General features: G+C 62.8%; 16 protein-coding genes, 1 tRNA gene and 1 pseudogene. 16 read left to right on the top strand and 2 right to left on the bottom strand.

The features are described from left to right. The first annotated feature begins 35 nt into the window (after positions 1-35). Together lolA and R2N16_RS14350 are read left to right on the top strand one after the other, a co-directional pair. On the top strand, positions 36-683 hold the full coding sequence (gene lolA, locus R2N16_RS14355; protein WP_316666418.1) for an outer membrane lipoprotein chaperone LolA: 648 nt from the start codon (positions 36-38) through the stop codon (positions 681-683). A gap of 35 nt (positions 684-718) precedes the next feature. Further along, complete coding sequence (locus R2N16_RS14350; protein WP_316666417.1) at positions 719-1,144, top strand: hypothetical protein; 426 nt, start codon at positions 719-721, stop codon at positions 1,142-1,144. Between the two features lie 28 nt (positions 1,145-1,172). Here the strand turns inward: R2N16_RS14350 and R2N16_RS14345 are convergent, their stop codons facing one another. Then, positions 1,173-2,069: a LysR family transcriptional regulator gene (locus R2N16_RS14345; RefSeq protein WP_316666416.1), complete on the bottom strand. Its 897-nt coding sequence runs from the start codon at positions 2,067-2,069 to the stop codon at positions 1,173-1,175. 133 nt (positions 2,070-2,202) lie between these two features. Between R2N16_RS14345 and speB the strand changes: the two genes are divergently transcribed. From speB to R2N16_RS14275, 14 genes and pseudogenes are all read left to right on the top strand, one after another. Continuing rightward, on the top strand, positions 2,203-3,162 hold the full coding sequence (gene speB / locus R2N16_RS14340; RefSeq protein ID WP_316666415.1) for an agmatinase: 960 nt from the start codon (positions 2,203-2,205) through the stop codon (positions 3,160-3,162). Positions 3,163-3,194: 32 nt separating this feature from the next. Then, complete coding sequence (locus R2N16_RS14335) at positions 3,195-4,499, top strand: MFS transporter (protein ID WP_316666414.1); 1,305 nt, start codon at positions 3,195-3,197, stop codon at positions 4,497-4,499. Positions 4,500-4,589: 90 nt separating this feature from the next. Then, positions 4,590-5,897 (top strand): replication-associated recombination protein A, encoded by a 1,308-nt coding sequence (locus R2N16_RS14330; protein WP_316666588.1) that lies wholly within the window; start codon positions 4,590-4,592, stop codon positions 5,895-5,897. A gap of 79 nt (positions 5,898-5,976) precedes the next feature. Continuing rightward, positions 5,977-7,290: a serine--tRNA ligase gene (gene serS, locus R2N16_RS14325; RefSeq protein WP_316666413.1), complete on the top strand. Its 1,314-nt coding sequence runs from the start codon at positions 5,977-5,979 to the stop codon at positions 7,288-7,290. A gap of 80 nt (positions 7,291-7,370) precedes the next feature. After that, positions 7,371-7,460: transfer RNA gene (locus R2N16_RS14320), tRNA-Ser, on the top strand. Between the two features lie 131 nt (positions 7,461-7,591). Beyond that, a pseudogene (locus R2N16_RS14315) lies at positions 7,592-7,741 on the top strand (DUF6538 domain-containing protein); the annotation flags it as partial. A 398-nt stretch (positions 7,742-8,139) separates the two neighbouring features. Further along, positions 8,140-11,604, top strand: coding sequence for an ankyrin repeat domain-containing protein (locus tag R2N16_RS14310; protein WP_316666412.1), 3,465 nt, complete (start codon positions 8,140-8,142; stop codon positions 11,602-11,604). A 409-nt stretch (positions 11,605-12,013) separates the two neighbouring features. Then, entirely contained in the window at positions 12,014-12,574 is a 561-nt protein-coding gene (locus tag R2N16_RS14305; RefSeq protein ID WP_316666411.1) for a hypothetical protein, read from the top strand. A gap of 508 nt (positions 12,575-13,082) precedes the next feature. Then, positions 13,083-13,352 carry a hypothetical protein gene (locus tag R2N16_RS14300; RefSeq protein WP_316666410.1) on the top strand — a complete coding sequence of 90 codons (270 nt, stop codon included), beginning with the start codon at positions 13,083-13,085 and terminating at the stop codon, positions 13,350-13,352. Positions 13,353-13,483: 131 nt separating this feature from the next. Next, on the top strand, positions 13,484-14,152 hold the full coding sequence (locus R2N16_RS14295) for a hypothetical protein (RefSeq protein ID WP_316666409.1): 669 nt from the start codon (positions 13,484-13,486) through the stop codon (positions 14,150-14,152). Positions 14,153-14,179: 27 nt separating this feature from the next. Then, positions 14,180-14,851: a hypothetical protein gene (locus R2N16_RS14290; protein WP_316666408.1), complete on the top strand. Its 672-nt coding sequence runs from the start codon at positions 14,180-14,182 to the stop codon at positions 14,849-14,851. Between the two features lie 12 nt (positions 14,852-14,863). Beyond that, positions 14,864-15,184 (top strand): hypothetical protein, encoded by a 321-nt coding sequence (locus tag R2N16_RS14285; protein ID WP_316666407.1) that lies wholly within the window; start codon positions 14,864-14,866, stop codon positions 15,182-15,184. Beyond that, entirely contained in the window at positions 15,178-16,125 is a 948-nt protein-coding gene (locus R2N16_RS14280) for a hypothetical protein (RefSeq protein WP_316666406.1), read from the top strand. Before R2N16_RS14285 ends, R2N16_RS14280 begins: the two co-directional genes overlap by 7 nt. Positions 16,126-16,133: 8 nt before the next feature. Continuing rightward, positions 16,134-17,246 (top strand): RHS repeat domain-containing protein, encoded by a 1,113-nt coding sequence (locus R2N16_RS14275; RefSeq protein ID WP_316666405.1) that lies wholly within the window; start codon positions 16,134-16,136, stop codon positions 17,244-17,246. Positions 17,247-17,552: 306 nt separating this feature from the next. Here the strand turns inward: R2N16_RS14275 and yihG are convergent, their stop codons facing one another. Further along, positions 17,553-18,464: a 1-acylglycerol-3-phosphate O-acyltransferase, YihG family gene (yihG, locus tag R2N16_RS14270; RefSeq protein ID WP_316666404.1), complete on the bottom strand. Its 912-nt coding sequence runs from the start codon at positions 18,462-18,464 to the stop codon at positions 17,553-17,555. Between the last annotated feature and the right edge of the window lie 139 nt (positions 18,465-18,603).

Here is an 18,603-nt window from a genome sequence, read left to right as displayed (position 1 = left end):
ACTAACAACAAGATCAACTGAAAACCGGGATTCCTATGTTTGTGTTGAAAGCACGTCACCTGATGGCCACCGGGCTGGTCTCGCTGGCGGCATGGTCTGCCGGGGCCCATGCAGGTGCGGTCGAACAGCTCAATGCCTTCGTGACCAACGTCAGCACCGCGCGCGGCGAGTTCGTGCAGCGTCAAGTGAAGGGCGGTACCAATGGCAACCCGCTGCGCGTGGCGGGCACGTCCAGCGGGGACTTCGTCTTCTCGCGCCCGGGCCGCTTCGTCTGGCGCTATGTGAAGCCGTACGAACAGCAGCTCTCTGCCGATGGCCAGATGCTCTACATCTTCGACAAGGACCTGAACCAGATCACGGAACGCAAGCTCGATGCGTCGCTGGGCTCCAGCCCCGCCGCCATCCTGTTCGGCAGCAACGATCTGGCCAAAAACTTCACGCTCAAGGAAGGCGGTACCAAGGACGGCATCGACTGGGCCGAACTCACGCCCAAGGCCAAGGACACCCAGTTCGAGCGCATTGCCATCGGCTTTCGCAGCGGCGAACTGCAGGGGATGGAGCTGCGCGACGCCTTCGGGAACACCACTTTGCTGACGTTCTCGAACATCCAGAAGAATCCGCAACTGCCGGCCAACGTGTTCCGCTTTACGCCGCCCAAAGGGGCCGACGTAATCAAGCAATGACGCGTGCAGGCCGGTTTTCGACAAGGAGACCGACCGTGCCTTTGCCGTTCACCACGCCGCTGCACCGTGCAGCCGCTGTTGCCGTCGTAGCATCAGCGGCGGCCATCTTCGCGGGATGCGCCTCCAGCGGTGCATCCCGTTTTGACGTCGATTCCTTCCTCGCCGCGCCCGACACCGTGCTGGCCGAAGCCCTGGTCAACAAGGACTTCCTGCACGCAACCGAGCTGCCCAGCGCCGAATGCAGCGCATTGGTGAAGGGGCATGCCGGGCAGGTTGTGCCGATCCAGGCGCCGGCCGATCCGCGCCTGCCCGAAGCTTCGACGCGCCAGCCGTTCGTGATTCAGCCGCCGGCGAGCGAGAGCGTCTGGTTGCTGCTGCGCGCGTCCAACGGCACGCAGTCATGCCATGGACCGCTGCCCGCCAAGGCGTTCATGGGGCTGGTGCAGCGCGCGTCAAATTGACTGACTGATTGCCGGATCGGCCGCCGCTTCAGGCGTGGGCCGCTTTCATGTCCGCAATGAAGGCGGCCAGCAGGTCGTTACGCCGTGCGGCGCGGCGCACCACCATGTCGAACGGCACTTCGTAGCGCATGGCAGCCGGCGCCAGCGGCGTCAGGAGGCCCTGCGCCACGTACGGCGCCGCAAAGTGCTCCGGGAGATAACCGAGGTGCCGGCCCGACAGGACCAGCATGGCCACGGCTTCCATGTTGTCGGCCACGGCCGTTACGGGCCGCTCTGCCGGCGAGCCTGCCGCCTCGGGCAGCGGATAGCTGCGCCAGGCCCACGCATGCGTCAGGGCTTCCGCAGGCGTCACCTTCCCGGCCCTCCTGAACAGCGGATGCCCACGCCCCGCATAGGCCAGCTGTGTCTCGTGGAAAATCGTCGTGTAGTCCAACGCCGGTACGCGGTGCCAGAAATAGCCGATGGCCATGTGGATCTTGCCGTCGAGCAGCAATCCCTCCAATTCGCCGGGCGGGCGTACCGACACTGTGAAATGAACCGATTCATCGCGCTGCCGGAAGCGCTCGATCGCCTGGCTGATGCGCGCGTTCGCATTCACGGGCGCATGTCCGATCAACCCTAGGCACAACGTGCCGACCAGCGTGCGGCCCACCTTGCGGGCCTCCGCGCTGAAGGTGTCCAGCGCGCCAAGCAGCTTGCGCGCGGAATCGACGAACCGTTCACCGCGCGCGGTGAGCCGGAAGCCGCTGCGGCCGCGTTCGCACAGTCGGTAGCCGAGGCGCGTCTCCAGGGTGGAAAGCTGCGTGCTGATGGTCGACTGGCCGACATTGAGCGTGGCCTGGGCAGGCGTGATGCCGCCCGCGTCCACCACAGCGAGGAACACGCGGATCAGCCGCAAGTCGAGATCGGAGGGTTGTCCCAGCACGGTGATCGTTACATCGATTGAAATCGATGTTTGATTTGGATATTTCGCATTTTACGCACGGAGACCATCGGCAAAAATCCATGCCATCTCCACTGATTGCATTGCTGCCGTGCGATGTGATGCTCCTGCCACCATGAACGATCGCGCCGACTTCCTCCACCCTGTCTCGGGCAATGCCATGCCGCGCTTTGGCGGTATCGCCACCATGATGCGGCTGCCTGCCGCCGAGTCAGCCGCCGGGCTGGACGCCTGCTTCGTCGGCGTGCCGTTCGACCTGGGCACATCCAACCGGAACGGCGCGCGCCTCGGGCCGCGGCAGATCCGCGCCGAATCCGTCCTCTTGCGCCCCTACAACATGGCCACGCGCGCCGCGCCGTTCGACTCGCTGCGCGTGGCCGACATCGGCGACGTTCCGACGAACCCGTACAACCTGCACGATTCGATCGATCGCATCGAAGCGGCCTACCGCGACATCATCGCGGGCGGCTGCCGGCCGATCGGCCTGGGCGGCGACCACACCGTCACGCTGCCCATTCTGCGTGCGATGCACGCGCGGTACGGCCGCATTGGGTTGATTCACGTGGATGCGCACGCCGACGTGAACGACACCATGTTCGGCGAGAAGATCGCGCATGGCACGCCGTTTCGCCGTGCGGTGGAGGAGGGGCTGTTGGATTGCAACCGTGTCGTGCAGATCGGGCTGCGCGGCACCGGCTACGAGGCCGAGGATTTCGACTGGTGCCGCCAGCAGGGTTTTCGTGTCGTGACGGCCGAGGAATGCTGGCACCGCTCGCTCGTGCCACTCATGGAAGAGGTGCGCGCCCGCGTGCAGGGTGGTCCGGTCTACGTCAGCTTCGACATCGACGGCATCGACCCCGCCTATGCGCCCGGCACGGGCACGCCTGAGATCGGCGGCCTGACCGTGCCCCAGGCGCTGGAGATCGTGCGTGGCGCACAAGGTCTCGACATCGTTGGTGCGGATCTCGTCGAGGTCTCGCCGCCATACGACCCGTTCGGAACCACCGCGCTACTCGGTGCCAACCTGGCGTTCGAACTGCTGTGCGTGCTGCCCGGCGTCGAATACCGCGCGTGACACCGCGCCCATAAGAACAGAGAGGAGACTTCATGCGAGCAGCCCAATCGACTGCGCAGCCACGCCGTGCCGCGATGGCGTCGTTCATCGGGACCACGATCGAGTGGTACGACTTCTACAGCTACGCTACGGCGGCCGCGCTGGTCTTCGGGCCGCTGTTCTTCCCCGGCGAGAACCGTTTGCTGGGGCTGCTGGCGTCGTTCGGTTCCTTTGCTATCGGCTTCCTCGCACGGCCCATCGGCGGCGTGCTGTTTGGCCGCATTGGCGACCGGCTCGGCCGTAAGCGTGCGCTGATGGGCACGCTGACCTTGATGGCGGTCGCCACTGTGCTAATCGGCTGCCTGCCGACATATGCGCAGGCCGGATGGATCGCGCCGGTCGCGCTCGTGGTGTTGCGCGTGCTGCAAGGCATCGCCGTTGGTGGCGAGTGGGGCGGCGCGGTGCTGCTGGCCGGCGAGCACGCGCCGAAGGGGCGGCGCACCTTTTTTGCCTCATTTGCCCAGCTCGGCAGTGCGGGCGGGCTGATCCTGTCGATGCTGGCGTTTTCGGCGGTCAGCCGTCTGGAGCCCGAAGCCTTTCTGGCCTGGGGCTGGCGCTTGCCGTTCCTGGCGAGTGCGGTGTTGCTGGCGGTGGGCTTTGTGATCCGCATGTCGGTCAACGAATCGCCCGAGTTCGAAGCCATGCAGGCCTCGGGCGACGTGGCGAAGCAGCCGCTGACCGAGGCACTCAAGGCGTGGCCCCTCATCGTGCTGGCCATCGGCGCCAATGTGTATGGCATTGCGGGCGTGTACTTCAGCAACATCTTCATGATTTCGTACGCGACGCAGTACCTGCAGCTGGACCGCGCGATGATCCTCGACTGCATGTTCTGGGTGGCCGTGCTGCAGTTCTTCGTGCAACTGGGTGCGGCGGCACTGGCCGACCGTTTCGGCACGCGCCGCTTGCTGATTGTCCTCGTGGCGTTCGCCGTCGCCGTGCCGTTCATCATGCTGCCGCTGGTGCGTGCGGGCCAGCCGCATACGGTGTTTGCCGGGGTGGCGATCGCGACGCTGGCCGAATCCGGCTACTACGCGATCATCGCCGGCTTCGTCAGCGGCATGTTCGCTGCCCGCATCCGCTATACGGCCATCTCGTTGGCGTACCAGGTATGTGGAGCGTTTGCGGGCGGCCTGACACCGCTGCTTGCCACCGTGCTCGCGGACCGGTTCTTCCCGCAGTGGTGGCCGATGGCCGTCTTCTATGCCTGCTTTGCAGCGCTGTCGCTTCTATGTGTCATCGGCATCGGCTGGCGCCGGCCGATGGCTGCGGAACCGGCGCTGGGGGCACCCGCCGCCTGAGACCGCCGTCGGGTGCGGGAGGCGGGCGGTTTCTGCGACAATCCCCGCATGAACGCTTCCGCATCTCTCTTCCCGGACGCGCCCGCCCACATGCCGCTGGCCGAGCGCCTTCGCCCACATTCCGCTGAGGATGTGATCGGCCAGCAGCACTTGCTGGGGCCGGGCAAGCCGCTGCGCGTAGCCTTTGCCTCCGGCGAGCCGCATTCGATGATCCTCTGGGGCCCGCCGGGTGTTGGGAAGACCACGCTGGCGCGGCTGATGGCCAACGCGTTTGACGCAGAATTCATCGCGCTGTCCGCCGTGCTGTCGGGCGTCAAGGACATCCGCGAGGCGGTGGAGCGCGCAGAGCAGTTTCGTGCGCATGGCCGTCGCACGCTGGTGTTCGTCGATGAGGTGCATCGCTTCAACAAGAGCCAGCAAGACGCATTTCTGCCGCACGTGGAAAGCGGCCTGTTTACCTTCATCGGCGCGACGACGGAAAACCCCTCATTCGAGGTCAACGGCGCATTGCTCTCACGTGCCGCGGTGTACGTGCTCAAGAGCCTGTCGGACGACGAGTTGAAGCAGTTGGCCGAGCGGGCGCGCCAAGAGTTGGGGGGGCTGGAGTGGACGCCGGCCGCACTCGACGCCATCGTTGCGTCGGCCGATGGCGATGGGCGCAAGCTGCTCAACAACGTGGAGATCGTCACCCGAGCCGCGCGTTCGCAGACCGAGGGCGATACCGTTCCGGTGGTCGACGAGGCACTGCTGGCATCTGCGCTGTCGGAAAACCTGCGCCGCTTCGACAAGGGCGGCGACGCGTTCTACGACCAGATCAGCGCGCTGCATAAATCCGTGCGCGGCTCCGATCCGGACGGTGCGCTGTACTGGTTCTGCCGCATGCTCGACGGCGGCGCTGACCCGCGCTATCTCGCGCGCCGCATCGTGCGCATGGCGTGGGAAGACATCGGCCTGGCCGACCCGCGCGCCGGGCGCATCACACTGGACGCAGCAGAAACGTACGAACGCCTGGGCTCGCCGGAAGGGGAGCTGGCGCTGGCCCAGGCGGTGATTTACCTGGCCATCGCGCCGAAGTCGAATGCCGGCTACAACGCCTACAACGCGGCGCGCGCCTTCGTTAGTCAGGACAAGTCGCGCAACGTGCCCGTGCACCTGCGCAATGCGCCGACCAAGCTGATGAAGGAACTCGGTTACGGCCACGCTTACCGCTACGCGCATGACGAGCCCGAGGCCTACGCCGCCGGCGAAACCTACTTCCCGGACGATCTGCCCGCGCAGAACTGGTACGTGCCGACGCCGCGCGGCCTGGAAGGCAAGATCGGCGAGAAGCTGCGGCACCTGCGCGAGCTGGATGCGCAATGGCATGCCGAGCGGGACAAATCCTCTCGCAACAAATAATCCCCGCGGGCCGGTACGATAAAATCGGTTTTTCGATCATTCAGATCGCTCGCAATCTTCGGTTTTCTTTTTTCCCACCATGCTTGATATCCAACTGCTGCGCAAAGACATCGACGCCGTCGCCGCGCGCCTCAAAGATCGCGGCTACGTGCTCGACGTGGCCGGCTTTGCCGCGCTCGAAGCGGAACGCAAGGCCATCCAGACCCGCACCGAAGAGCTGCAGGCGCGCCGCAATAGCCTGTCCAAGCAGATCGGCATGCTCAAGGGGAAGGGCGAGGATGCATCGGGCGTGATGGCCGAGGTGTCGGGCATCGGCGACGAGCTGAAGGCGTCTGCCGCGCAACTCGACGTGGTGCAGGCTAAGGTGCAGGAGCTGATGCTGTCGATCCCGAACCTGCCGCACGAAAGCGTGCCGGCCGGCCGCGACGAAACGCAGAATGTGGAAGTGCGCCGCGAAGGCACGCCGCGCACATTCGATTTCCCGGTCAAGGACCACGTGGATCTGGGCGCCGCGCTGGGGCTGGATTTTGACGCGGGCGCCAAGCTGTCGGGCGCGCGCTTTACTGTGCTCAAGGGCCAGGTGGCGCGGCTGCACCGCGCCCTCGCGCAGTTCATGCTCGACACGCACACGCTGGAGCACGGCTACACCGAGGCGTACGTGCCCTACATCGTCAACGCCGCGTCGATGCGTGGCACCGGCCAGTTGCCGAAGTTCGAGGAAGACCTGTTCCGTGTGCCGCGCAAGATGGGGCACAGCGCAGAAGAGGAGGGCGAGCGCGTCGAAAACTTCTACCTGATCCCGACCGCCGAAGTGCCGCTCACGAACCTCGTGCGCGATGAGATCGTTGCCGCTGACGCGCTGCCGATGATGTTCGCGGCGCATTCCCCGTGTTTCCGTTCTGAAGCCGGTTCGTACGGCAAGGACACGCGCGGCATGATCCGCCAGCATCAGTTCGACAAGGTTGAGATGGTGCAGATCGTGCAGCCCGAAGCCTCGGCCGCCGCGCTGGACGCCATGACCAACTGCGCCGAGAACATCCTGCGCAAGCTGGAACTGCCGTTCCGCACCGTCGTGCTGTGCACGGGCGACATGGGCTTCGGCAGCACCAAGACGTACGACATCGAGGTGTGGATTCCGGCGCAGAACACGTACCGCGAAATCAGTTCGTGCTCGAACATGGGCGACTTCCAGGCGCGCCGCATGCAAGCGCGCTTCCGCAACGCGCAGGGCAAGCCGGAGCTGGTGCACACGCTCAACGGTTCGGGCCTCGCGGTGGGCCGCACGTTAGTGGCCGTACTGGAGAACTACCAGAACGCGGATGGCTCGGTCACGGTGCCGACGGTTCTGCGCCCGTATCTGGGCGGCCAGGAAGTGCTGAAGCCGGCAGTTTGATGGAGTTGCGCCGACCCCCTTGATCGGGCCGGAAAAGTTTTGTTATACTCGCGGTTTCGCGATTCAGCGACCCAGTTACCGGAGAGGTGGCAGAGTGGTCGAATGTACCTGACTCGAAATCAGGCGTACCGGCGACGGTACCGTGGGTTCGAATCCCACCCTCTCCGCCAGACAGCCCCAGTTGCTTGTAGCAACTGGGGTTTTCTTTTGCATCAATGGTCTAGCTGCCCTTGTTCCTCATGATGTGGTACACAGGGGGTCATGGAGACCATGAAAAAACAAGCCTGGGCTTGTTCGCCGTAACGGCACCTACTATGCGCGCCTGCGCGTTCCTAAAAGCCTTCGCGAGCAGATCGGCAAGGCTGAAATCAAGCTCAGTCTCAAGGCTAAAGATCGTGCCGAGGCCAACGCGAAGCTTGAGGCGCGGAAGAAGAAAAAAGCATACCGTTAAAGCCCAGCAGGACGTTTCCGTCTCCGCGAATGGAGATGTGGACGTCGGCGGCCCGGCACAAGCCGGCAACACCTGACCTTGAATGCTGGCGGCAACACCGCGCTAGCAAGGGCTGATATGCTGGCAAGCGCGAATGCCTCCCTTTGCTTCACTGCATTCGGAGATTTCTGCCATCCATCAAACCGGCTATTGGCAGCCGGATTCTCGCTTCGCTACTGTCGGTAGCGGTCGGCACGTATGCGCAGGAAAATCCCACTATTCCCAGTCTGAAAGACGCGAAGCAGGCCACCGCGCTGCAACAGTTGGCCGAGAAGCACGCGCTCGTCCGGCAGGACGTTGATGGCTAGGTTGCAGTAATTTCCACAGAGGAGGGGCGCCATTCGTTGGCAGCCACGAATATGCGTGACAAGAAGAACAAAATAAGAGCGTTAGCTGGCGTGCTGGCTGCCGGCGTGATCTGTGTCGGTCAAACAGCTGCACAGACGAGCGGCGGCGACACGTCCACGGTGACGGCTGCGGCTATTGCTGGCATGTCGAGCAACCAAAAGACAGATGCGCTTATCAAGGCCATAGCCAACGGCGACACTGTTGCTGTTCAACGTCTGCGTGACGCGGGTGTTAGTGCCAACGCTCAGGCCAGCGAACATGGCATGCGGCCGCTTCACGTCGCTGCGTTGGTGGGTAACGTTCCACTCATGAAGTCGCTTATAGCGGCAGGTGCAACGATCGATGCCCCTTCTGAGGACGGCTTGCGTCCGATTGATTTTGCCGCAGGCGGCGGCGAGCCCGAGGCGGTGCAGGCGCTTCTAGATGCAGGGGCCGGCCTGGCTACGACAACGCCGCGTGAACATACTCCTTTGATGATGGCGGTCGAGGGGGGGAAGCCCGAAATGGTTCAGTTCCTGCTGGCCAAGGGAGCAAAGATCGATGAGGCCAATAGCCACGGCGCACAAGCGATCCATATCGCGGCGGGAACTGACAGCACCGAATCGCTCAAGCGCCTGATCGCCGCCGGGGCGAAGCTCGATGCGCCTGCCTCAGACGGAAGAACCCCGTTGACGATCGCCATCGAAGCGAATCGCCTGGCAAACGTCCAGGTGTTGATGGATGCCGGTGTACGCCCGACCAGTTCCAACGCCGGTGCCGAACTATTGGTGGCAGCGGCCGAGAAAGGCAATACCGATGTCGTCAAGGCACAAATCGCGGCCGGCACGCCGCCCAACGCCGTCGCCAAGAACGGTTGGCAGGCGATCCATTACGCCGCGAACAACGGGGATGCGGTAATGCTCAAGGTACTTCTCGCCAGCGGTGCCAAGGTCGACGCGCTGTCGAGTGGCAAGGAGGGGCAATTCCAGCCGTTGCATCTGGTCGCACGCGGCCAGGGAGCCCACTATAGCGGAGACCAGCGGCGCATGAAGGATGCGGGCTATATCGAAGCTGCGCAGCTGCTGCTTGCGACAGGCGCCAAGGTTGATGCCAAGACCGGCGACGGCAAGCAGCCGATCCACCTCGCCGCTGAAAACGGAATGACAAGCGTCATGCAGATCCTGCTGGCGCACGGCGCGAAAGCCGATGTCGTGTCGTCAGAGGGTAATCAGCCCCTGCACTACGCTGCGCAACGGGGACTCCCGTACTTGCACGAAAACCTCTACAAGCAGAGTGCCATCATCAACATGTTGCTTGCCGCTGGCGCCAAGGTCGATGCGCCGGGCAAGGATGGCTGGCTTCCGATTCACTTTGCCGCGGCCACTGGTAGGTCCGAAGGGATCGCCGCGCTGATCGCCGCGAAAGCGGATCCCAATGCCGCGCTCGCTAACGGCTTGCGTCCTCTGCATCTGATATCGGACCGGCGCAATTTCTATGACTCCGAACCTGTCGTCGCTGCGCTGTTGGCGGGTGGCGCACGCGTGGACGTGCGGGATGCAAAGGGCTGGGAGCCGCTTCACTATGCGGCACAACGTGGTGCGACACGCACAGTCAAGCGGCTACTCGAGGCCGGCGCCAACCCGGCAGCCGTCACGCCTGACGGCCATACAGCGATGGACTACGCTATCGCGAGCAAATCCACTCAGTCGCAGTCGCTGCTGCAAGCCGCCACCACGGGACAGCCGCTGTCGTCGCCAGAGCAAAGAAATGCCGCACTGTTCGATGCCGTTCGAGAGCGCGACGCGGCCGAGGTCAAACGCCTGCTCACGCTAGGCGCACGAGCGGACGCAAGCGACAAGTATGGCAAGCGCGTCATTGATGTCGCAGCACGGCGTGGTGATGTCGCCGTGTTGAAGCTGCTCGTCAACGCGGGCGCGTCGCTCGAGGCCATTCCTAAAAGCGAAGGCAAACCAGGCGCGGAGGCACTCATCTGCCAGTCGATCGAGTGGTCCAATTCCGGCCAGGAAACCAAGGCGTTGCTGGATGCCGGCGCACGCGTGGCCACGGACTGCGGCGACGGCCGCCAATCGTTACACCTGGCGACGTTCTATCGCAGCTTGAATGTGGTCAATATGCTGTTGGCGGCGGGCGCTGATGTTAACGCTCAGGACAAATACGGAAGCACGCCGCTTCACTATGCCGCGCGCGTCAACAGTCCGGGTATTGCGACTGCGCTACTGAGCGCCGGTGCGTCGAGGGCTATCGTCGCGAAGGACGGCGCTCGACCCATCGATGTCGCGACCTCGCGTGAGTCGCTTGACGTTGAGAAGGTGTTGCTGGCCGGTGCCACTCCAGCACAGGTGGCGCAGGCGAAGTTGAGTGCGGAACGCTACAACCGCCGTACCGAGATCGAGCGCGCCGTGAATAGCGGTTTTTCCGCAGAAGAACTCGGTTACAAGTGCAATGGCGAGCTATTCAACTTCCCCGATCGATACGACGATCTGTCGAATCCGGCAAACGCCCGCAGCAATTGGGCGCAGGCATACGGCATCGCAACGCGCTTCCGCAACTGCGTACATGACTTTGCCGCACGTCCGGTGGACTTTGCCAAACTCGTCCCGGTCTACTCCTTGTTGACGTGGGACGAACGACAGCGCGTCAACACGAAATACCTGGCAAGCCTCGACGGCCTCAGGGAGCTGGTGCAGATGGGGCAGTCGCGTATCGAGTCGGAAATGGAGCGCGTCAGGGCGTCGCAACAGCGGATGCAGGGAGCAACTGAAGCGTCACGACGCGCAGCGGCGGAAAACAGCGCGTGGGTTCAGAGCATCAGCCAGTCGTTGAACACAATAGCCGTTCAGATGCGTCCGCCGCCTTTGCCTGATCGCGCGGAGTTCGATCGCATCGTCGCCGAGAATGAGCGGCGCGACGGCGGTGGATCAGGTGGCCGTAGCAACCAGAGCGGCAGCCCGACGGCAGGCACGAAATCCGAAGGCACAGCTGCATCGAGCGCCGGTGGCAATGGGACGAAGACGAACGCAAGCGCGGCGAATGGCACCAATAGTGCGAACGATCCATCCGGCAATGCGGCGGTCAACCGCGGTACGTCCGATCGGGCCCGTGACGCAGGTAAGGCGGGTGCGGCGGATACAACCAATGCCTCAGCGTCGTCGACAAACAAATCCGCATCCGAACGAAAACTTACCGACAGCAGCAAGCCTTCCGGCGCTGCGCAAAAACCGTTTTCGACGAGCAGCAGTATGGAGGGCATCGTGCTGCATACCGATGACACAGCGAGACGGCAAGCACAGGAAAAAGCCGATGCCGAGATGAAGCGAGGCCAGGCCGAGGCTGAGGCGCGCAACAAGAAGGCACAGGCGGCCGCTGAAGCGGTGGAGGCGGATCGCCAGAAAAAACAGAAGGAAGCAGACGAGAAATGGCGAAGGGATCACCCACCGTGCGATAACCGTGTTGAAACGTGCACGAGTCCTCGCTGATACCCGCCCATACATCGACGGCTCATTCATCTCGCGCCGCTGTCGGTTGGATTAATTGGCTCACTACCCTCGGAATTCGGAGGGGGTGATTCGGGGTGTTTTTGTGTAAATTTCTCTTCGGTACTTCTGCTGCTAGTGGGGCCCCCACTACTTGTTGGTGGGGAGTACTCTGGCAACTTCCTTTCACACTGTTGAGAAGGTATCGGAGATCCTGCCTTACCCCTCAGATCAGTTTCTTGTTCAATAACAGGCGGGGTTGCATTTCGTATTGGAACCCGCCTCGGATCAATAATTCTGCAGGCCTGACTCAATAACGCCACTCTGGTGAATTAATATATTTCTTCGCGGCTTTCGACTCCGTGGAGATCTCGTTGGATAGCGCTTTTGTCAAGAGAGAAGGAACCTTTGGATGAAGGCATTGAGCTGGACTGCCCTCCGATTGCTGTACTTCGCGGTCGTGTTTCCCATACTGCAAGGCTGCGCCAGCGTCCACTACGAGCAGCAACTGGCAGCAGAAGCCGCGCCCCGCAAGTTTGCCAGCCAACCGCGCCTGACACTCGCCGTCACGGAATCCTTCGGTACCTCAAATGGCAGTCAGTGCGATCTGAACGATGTGTCCGCTACACGGCGGCAGGCAAGCCTTACGCTGACGGAAAACGACGTGGCAGCCTGGGAACCCTACGGCGCGCGCTGGATGCTAGACCCGACGCGGTATAACGAATCGAACATGATGGGCCGTTTGAGCGGCCATTGTTTCGTGCTCTCAATCGACGGCGAGGTCGTTAGCAGTGGGGTGGTTCTGTGGGTGTACACCGGACAGTTGACCGGCTATGACACCCTCAACGTCATTCCCAAGGATGGCACGCTGACCCTGCAATTGACGCGGGGCAATCATCACAACATTTCCCTGCTGCACGTGCAAGCGTTGGGTGAAGTTCTGGGCGGCAAGCCGCCGATTCAATCCAAATAATAGCGGAGCATTGAGTCGATCATGACGCCGACGACTTTTCTGTCGATGCGAGACATCTTGTTGTGCATGGCGTTGCTGTGCGGCGGCTCAATGGCCGTGGCATCGCCGACCTCCGACGAATTCGAGATATGCAGCCAAATGGAGAAGGCGTCGTTGCACGCCTGTCTGGGGCAGCAGACCTCGGCACACAACAACGCGTGTCAGCAACGCGCCCGGCACGAAGAAGAGCGTTGTCGCGCGGCTGTCTGGGCACGGTACGCCCGGCCGGATCCTGCGTACGAGGCTGCGCGTGTGGCTGCACAGCGCAAAGCTGAAGCCGAAGCGCGGGCTGCCATGGAGGCTGAGTCCATGCATGGGCGCGGCGCAGCACGATGAAGTCGGTGCTCCTGTGCATGCAGGTTTTTGAAGTTGTCCGCAAGGGGAATCTCCCCTATCCCCCTCTTGTAGGGTATGGACTTGTATGCGACGCGTAATAATAAAATTTCCCAATCTTTTTAAGAAGGGAATCATGAACGGATTCAAAACAGAAGCGCGGCATCTGGTGCTGATCAAAAATGTGATGAGCGTTTGCCTAGGCTGCATTTTGGCGCTCAGTGCAACGGGGACTTACGCGGGATGCTTCGGTTCAGCAAACGAGAAAAGATGCCAGGATGTTCAAAACGCTTCGAAGCAGGCTCAAAAAGAGGGTGAGGCCAGAAGGCAAGAATATGTGAAGAACGGCGGGACGCTTCACGACACCACAACGCCTACAAAAGTCAGCACCACCACCTCAAAATAGGAGCGCAAGTGGGAAAAAAGATGCGCATGATCTGCCGCCCTCGAATCCAATGGCCCATTGCCGGATTGTTGATCATGGGGCACATCAGTGCCCTGGCTTGCATTGACCCGAATCGAGTGAAGGAGCCCCCAGTGCCGCGCATCCAGCCGCCGCTGGTTGAGCTGGCGGCCCAGCCAGCGCCTTTGGAGCAACGTATGCCCGTCGGGGCGGTTTTTGCCTATCTGGCACCTGAAGGGGCAGTCGCCAGCGTCCGAGTGATCCGGCAAGGCATAAGCCCTCCGTTGGAGGTGCTGACGCAGGAGACGGTCGAGCGCCTGGGCTATCCGGTGGAAAAAAATGGGCCGCTCGCACAGCGGTGGGTCTATGTGCACGCTGCCAGTTACGGCAAGGCCGAATTGCGCCTGAACACGCCTTCTGGCAAGACCTATGCCGTGGTGTTGGGCATGATCTATCCGCACGAGCAACCTGTGGGTGAGCCCCAGCGGCTAGAGGTCGCCAGCAGCGGCAGCGAGCCGAGTTTTACCGTCGATGCCAACAACAACACTTTGTGGCTGAGCCTGCCAGGCCAGGTGGGTGACGGATGGCGCATGACTTCGGGCGATGAGACCACCTTCTCATTGATCCGGGTGGAACAACTGGCCATGCCGGATGGCGATGACCCCAGGGTTGGGTTGTTTCTGGAGGCTGGGCGATCGGTGCACAGCGGGGTGATTGAACTCCAGTCTGTGCCGGCGGGCCTGTTCGCCGCCCGCAAGACCTACCGCTTCAAGGTGGATGCGCGGCCCGTGCCGGCTTGCTGAGTGAAGCCGGGTTGCAAGGTGATGAGAATGCAGAAAACGTTGAGCGTGGGGCGTGGGTTCGTATTGATTCTGGCGTGGGGCGTGCTGGCGTTCGCCACGGCGCATGCCGATGTGACGCCACCCCACATTGCAGATGCATGGACTCGACTGCGGAACAACCCGAAAACCTACGACCAGGCAGACCAGTTCTGCCGTGGCAAGCGGTTGGATGACGCCTGCGAATTGCCGGGTAACCCGTTGCAGGGCGGCGGGGCAGGTGTGTGCCGATCGTCGGTCAATGCCCGAGGCGAAATCGAGCGAGCCTGTGTCCGCACCACACGCGTGGAGATCGACAACGGCGTTCCGTCTGGTGGGTTCGTGGCCAGCCCGGCATTGTGCAAGCCCTATATCGATTGGGTACAGCGCAACGACCCTGCCGAACCCGCGCCCGAGCTGCCCTTTGACTGCAAGCCTCCGGCTCAGCCGCTTGCCGACCGTTTCTGCAAAGGCAAGGCCGCCGGAGATGCCTGCGCCGTAGAGATGCGGGTGGACGGAAAGGCGGAGCAATTTCCGGGCGCTTGCACAAGTGAGTGGCAGAGCCAGCGCTTCTATTACAGGGGTTCCCGGGAGGCCCTGCGGCAGGTCATGACCTGCGCGTCGCCGCAGGCGTTCGAACGCCAGTTCAGTCCGGCCAGCTGGCTGGACAAGCTGTGGCAATAAGCGGAGCGTGGTGTGTCGCAATGGCAGGCGATGGGGCTGTCCTGGCTGGTGGAACTGCCGTTGCTGCTAGCGTTGCTGTGGCGCCGGGGCGTGGGGCGCGTGTGCCTGTTCGGCCTGCTGGCCACGGGACTGAGCCACCCGGTCGCATGGCGGGCAGTTAGCTACTTGTCGCCGCACGACTACACGCAGGGGTTGTGGACGATCGAACTGGGCGTCGTGCTGCTGGAAGCGTGGGTGCTGCGGCTAGGTGTTACAAGGGCATGGAGGCCAGCGTTGGGGGCATCGGCTGTGGCCAATCTGGGGTCGTTCACGGCAGGGTGGCTGCTATGGTGAGCCGCTCGCTGGGTGGCTTCGTGGTGCTTGTCACCGCGCTGGCGATTGTGGCGCCAGGGCCGCTGTATGTGTGCGCGCTGGCGGTATTCGGGCTGCCCCACGTGATCTGGGAATTGGGCTTTCTGCGCAGCCGGTATTTCGCTCGCTGGCCTGTGGGCTGGTGGGGAGTGTTGATGCTGGTGCTGCTGGCGCACGCTGCACTCCGGGCATTGGCCTGGTTGGGCAAGGTGTCAATGGAAGCCCAGCAGGTGCTGGACTTGCTGGCCCTTGCAGCGCTGATGCTGGCGGTGGCTGCCGCGCCCAAGGGAGCGGGCTGGCCAGTTCGGTTGGTGGCACTACTGGCTTCTGGCTCAGTGTGGGCGGCGCTGGAATGGGGGCGCATCGGAGATGTGCTGCTGGTGCTGGCGCTGCTGCACAATTTCACGCCCATGGCCTTTGCCTGGGACATGGCCCGCGACGACCAGCACTATCGCCCGCAAGCCCAGGTGGCGGGCCTCGTTTTCATGCTGCCACTGGCAGTGGTTGCGCTGGGAGCCGTGGGTGGGTGGCCAGCGTCCTTGACTGGACTGGGTCTGGGCTGGCTGGATGGGCAGGTCCCCGGCCTTTCTGGCACCGCTGGCGGCACGCTGCGCGCTGCGTTGCTCAGCGCGGCGGTGCTGGCGCAGTGTCTGCACTACTACTACGTGCTGAAGGTGTTGCCGCGCGCCGAGGAGCAACGCACCGGCCGGGCGCCCGTGCCGTATTGGCTGCGTGCGTGCACCGTGCTGCTGACTGCTGGCCTGGCTATCTATTTCGTGCAGCGCTTTGGCGACGCGCGCCAGCTGTATGGGGTGGCGGCAGGCTTCCATGCGTGGCTGGAGTGGCCGCTGCTCATGTTCATTCTGTGCTCGCGACCGTCGCGAGCCGTAACCCGATCCAATTTTTCAACTGCTACCGGATAAATCCGACCATGCTCAGACCTTCTCTTCTTCTTGGCTGCCTGTCCCTCGCCATGCTCGGCAACGCTCAGGCCCAGGCAACACGCGTGGTCGACGTGCCCGATGGCAGCTTCTACGTCGTCAACGGCGTAAATGTGCGCAATGGCAATTACTCCACCACCTTCAGCACGCTGAGGGACGCGGACGATCCCGCAGGTGAACCCTTCCGTCGCGTCTACAACTCCTTCTCCGATTATCAGAGCGCTTACGGCCTGGGCTGGTCGACGGTGATGGATAGCCGGATCAAGCTCGCGGAATATAGCGAGGATCTTGCTCTCGACCTGAAGGAGAACGGCGTCGCTGCGACCACGCAGTATGTCGTCCAACCGGGGGGACCTGGCAGCGAGCGAAGCAAGACGATGGAGAAGGGCCGCATCGATATCCAGATGGAATACAGATTTCAATACGACCGCGTTGCCAAGCGCAGGAAAATCGTCGAGACGGACCTTTACAAGGAAGCGGTGAAGCGACGCGAGGTGGAGCCGTTCAGCGAGAGTTCACTGCGCGATCCGGCCTACCCATCGATGGCGCCGGTGATTCCTGACGGCGCGGTGTTCGTTGTCAAAAACACGTTCCAGGGCGATGCTTGCCGCGGGAAAAGCCGGATCGTGCGCCAGGGCAACAACCTGGTACGCACCTACCCAGAAGGTTGCGGCATCGCCCGTGAAACCTACACCCTCAACGGTGTGTGCATCCGCGTGGACGGCCGGGCAGGCGGCGCCCTGACGACGACCCGGGATCCCGCCACGGGGCTGGTGACTACCGTTCAGGATGAAAAGGGCGGGGTGGTCCGGTTCCAGTACGACGCGAAAGGACGGCTTGTACGCGAGTCCAATCCCAAGGGGAACGCGTATGGCTTCGAATACGACGAACGCGACAACATGACGGCCATCATCTATATCGATGACTCCAGGAGCCGGATGACCTACGACGACAAAAATCGCGTGACGCTATCGGCCCCGCGCAACCGCCCGGTTGCCACCTTCGCGTACCGTAAGGACCCTGACGACCCCCGCATCGCGATCACGCATGTCACCCTGACCCAGGGCGATCAAAGGCAGGAGATCGACTACCGGTTGCACTGAAGCCGGAGCCCACCTCGCATCGCTTTTTGCTGTGGGCGCGGGCCGGCAGTCCCGAGCCCGGACATGCCCGTGCTGTCTATCCGGCACGGCGTGTGTCAAATGCTACTAGGCGTCGGCACAGGTCACCGCGTCGACACCTCCTGCCACGCCCCTCGGTAGTTCCGGTATCGACGAACTCCATGTGTTCGGTAGCTATTCGGCTACGGAGTAGTAAAAGTCAACCCAGAGACTTTCTTCGGGCGATGTCGCATTGTGTCCCTTCGCTCTGGATTGCTCTGCGCCGCAAGAAAAGCACCGGCGTGCGGGCTACGGCACGCGGTGTGCCGCCTGCGCCAGCATGTTTTCGATCTGCTGGTCTTTCTCTTGCCAGAGCTGGGCGAGCCAGCGGTGGAAATCGCTGCGGAAAACGGAGTCGGTTGAGTAGTCGTGCGTGCAGAAATCGGGCGGGATCGGCAGCTCGCGGATATGCACCATGACGCGGCCCGCGCGGCCACTGGCCAGTTGCCAGAAGCTTGGTGTGCCGTCCGGATAGGCAATGCTGACATCGAGTAGTGACTGGAACCGTTCGCCCATCGCGTTGAGCGTCAAGGCCAGGGCGCCGGCTTTGGGCTTGAGCAGATGGCGATAGGGGGACGACTGCGTCTGGTGCTTCGCGGGGGTGTATCGCGTGCCTTCGGCAAAGTTCATGACGCTCGTCGGCACGTGGGCGAACTTGGCGCAGGCGCGACGCGTGGTTTCGCGGTCCTGGTTGCGCAGCTCGGGGTGCTTGCGCAGCGCCGCCTTGGAGTGCCGCCGCATGAACGGAAAATCCAGCGCCCACCAAGCCAGGCCGATGACCGGCACGTAGATCAACTGTTGCTTGAGGAAGAACTTCAGCAGTGGGATGCGCCGGTTCAACACCCGCTGCAGAACAAAGATGTCCACCCACGACCGATGGTTGCAATTGACCAGGTACCAGCCCGCGTAGCGCAGGTTGTCGGCGCCTTCCACGTTCCACGGTTCGTGTTGCAGCACGCCGATCCAGGCATTGTTGCAACCGATCCAGCACGTGGCGACCCAATTGAGCATGGGATCGATCCGGCGGCGGACTGCCGCGGCCGGCACCAGCAGCTTGAACGCCGAGAGCGCGAACAGCGGCACGCTCCAGAACAGCGTGTTCACCGCCAGCAAGATTGAGCTAAGCGTGCCCAGTACAAAGGCAGGCAGGACGCGAATCAAGGCACCTCCAATGAGCGCCCGCCAAGGTGGCTTCGGCAGGCAGGAATCGTGATGTTGAGGATACCCGAGCGTAGCGCGGATCGCCCGCCGAGACCATGCGCTACGTCAGGATTCATGCTTCGTATCTGCGGGGCGAAAA

This window comes from Ralstonia psammae (assembly GCF_958405935.1).
Taxonomy (GTDB): domain Bacteria; phylum Pseudomonadota; class Gammaproteobacteria; order Burkholderiales; family Burkholderiaceae; genus Ralstonia; species Ralstonia psammae.
Note: the sequence above shows the minus strand (reverse complement) of the source record. Positions and strands in the feature narration are given on the sequence as shown.

Coding starts and splice junctions, on each gene's coding strand:
- lolA (WP_316666418.1), top strand. CDS start 36: ATGTTTGTGTTGAAAGCACGTCACCTGATGGCCACCGGGCTGGTCTCG.
- speB (WP_316666415.1), top strand. CDS start 2,203: ATGAACGATCGCGCCGACTTCCTCCACCCTGTCTCGGGCAATGCCATG.
- R2N16_RS14335 (WP_316666414.1), top strand. CDS start 3,195: ATGCGAGCAGCCCAATCGACTGCGCAGCCACGCCGTGCCGCGATGGCG.
- R2N16_RS14330 (WP_316666588.1), top strand. CDS start 4,590: ATGCCGCTGGCCGAGCGCCTTCGCCCACATTCCGCTGAGGATGTGATC.
- serS (WP_316666413.1), top strand. CDS start 5,977: ATGCTTGATATCCAACTGCTGCGCAAAGACATCGACGCCGTCGCCGCG.
- R2N16_RS14310 (WP_316666412.1), top strand. CDS start 8,140: ATGCGTGACAAGAAGAACAAAATAAGAGCGTTAGCTGGCGTGCTGGCT.
- R2N16_RS14305 (WP_316666411.1), top strand. CDS start 12,014: ATGAAGGCATTGAGCTGGACTGCCCTCCGATTGCTGTACTTCGCGGTC.
- R2N16_RS14300 (WP_316666410.1), top strand. CDS start 13,083: ATGAACGGATTCAAAACAGAAGCGCGGCATCTGGTGCTGATCAAAAAT.
- R2N16_RS14290 (WP_316666408.1), top strand. CDS start 14,180: ATGCAGAAAACGTTGAGCGTGGGGCGTGGGTTCGTATTGATTCTGGCG.
- R2N16_RS14280 (WP_316666406.1), top strand. CDS start 15,178: ATGGTGAGCCGCTCGCTGGGTGGCTTCGTGGTGCTTGTCACCGCGCTG.
- R2N16_RS14275 (WP_316666405.1), top strand. CDS start 16,134: ATGCTCAGACCTTCTCTTCTTCTTGGCTGCCTGTCCCTCGCCATGCTC.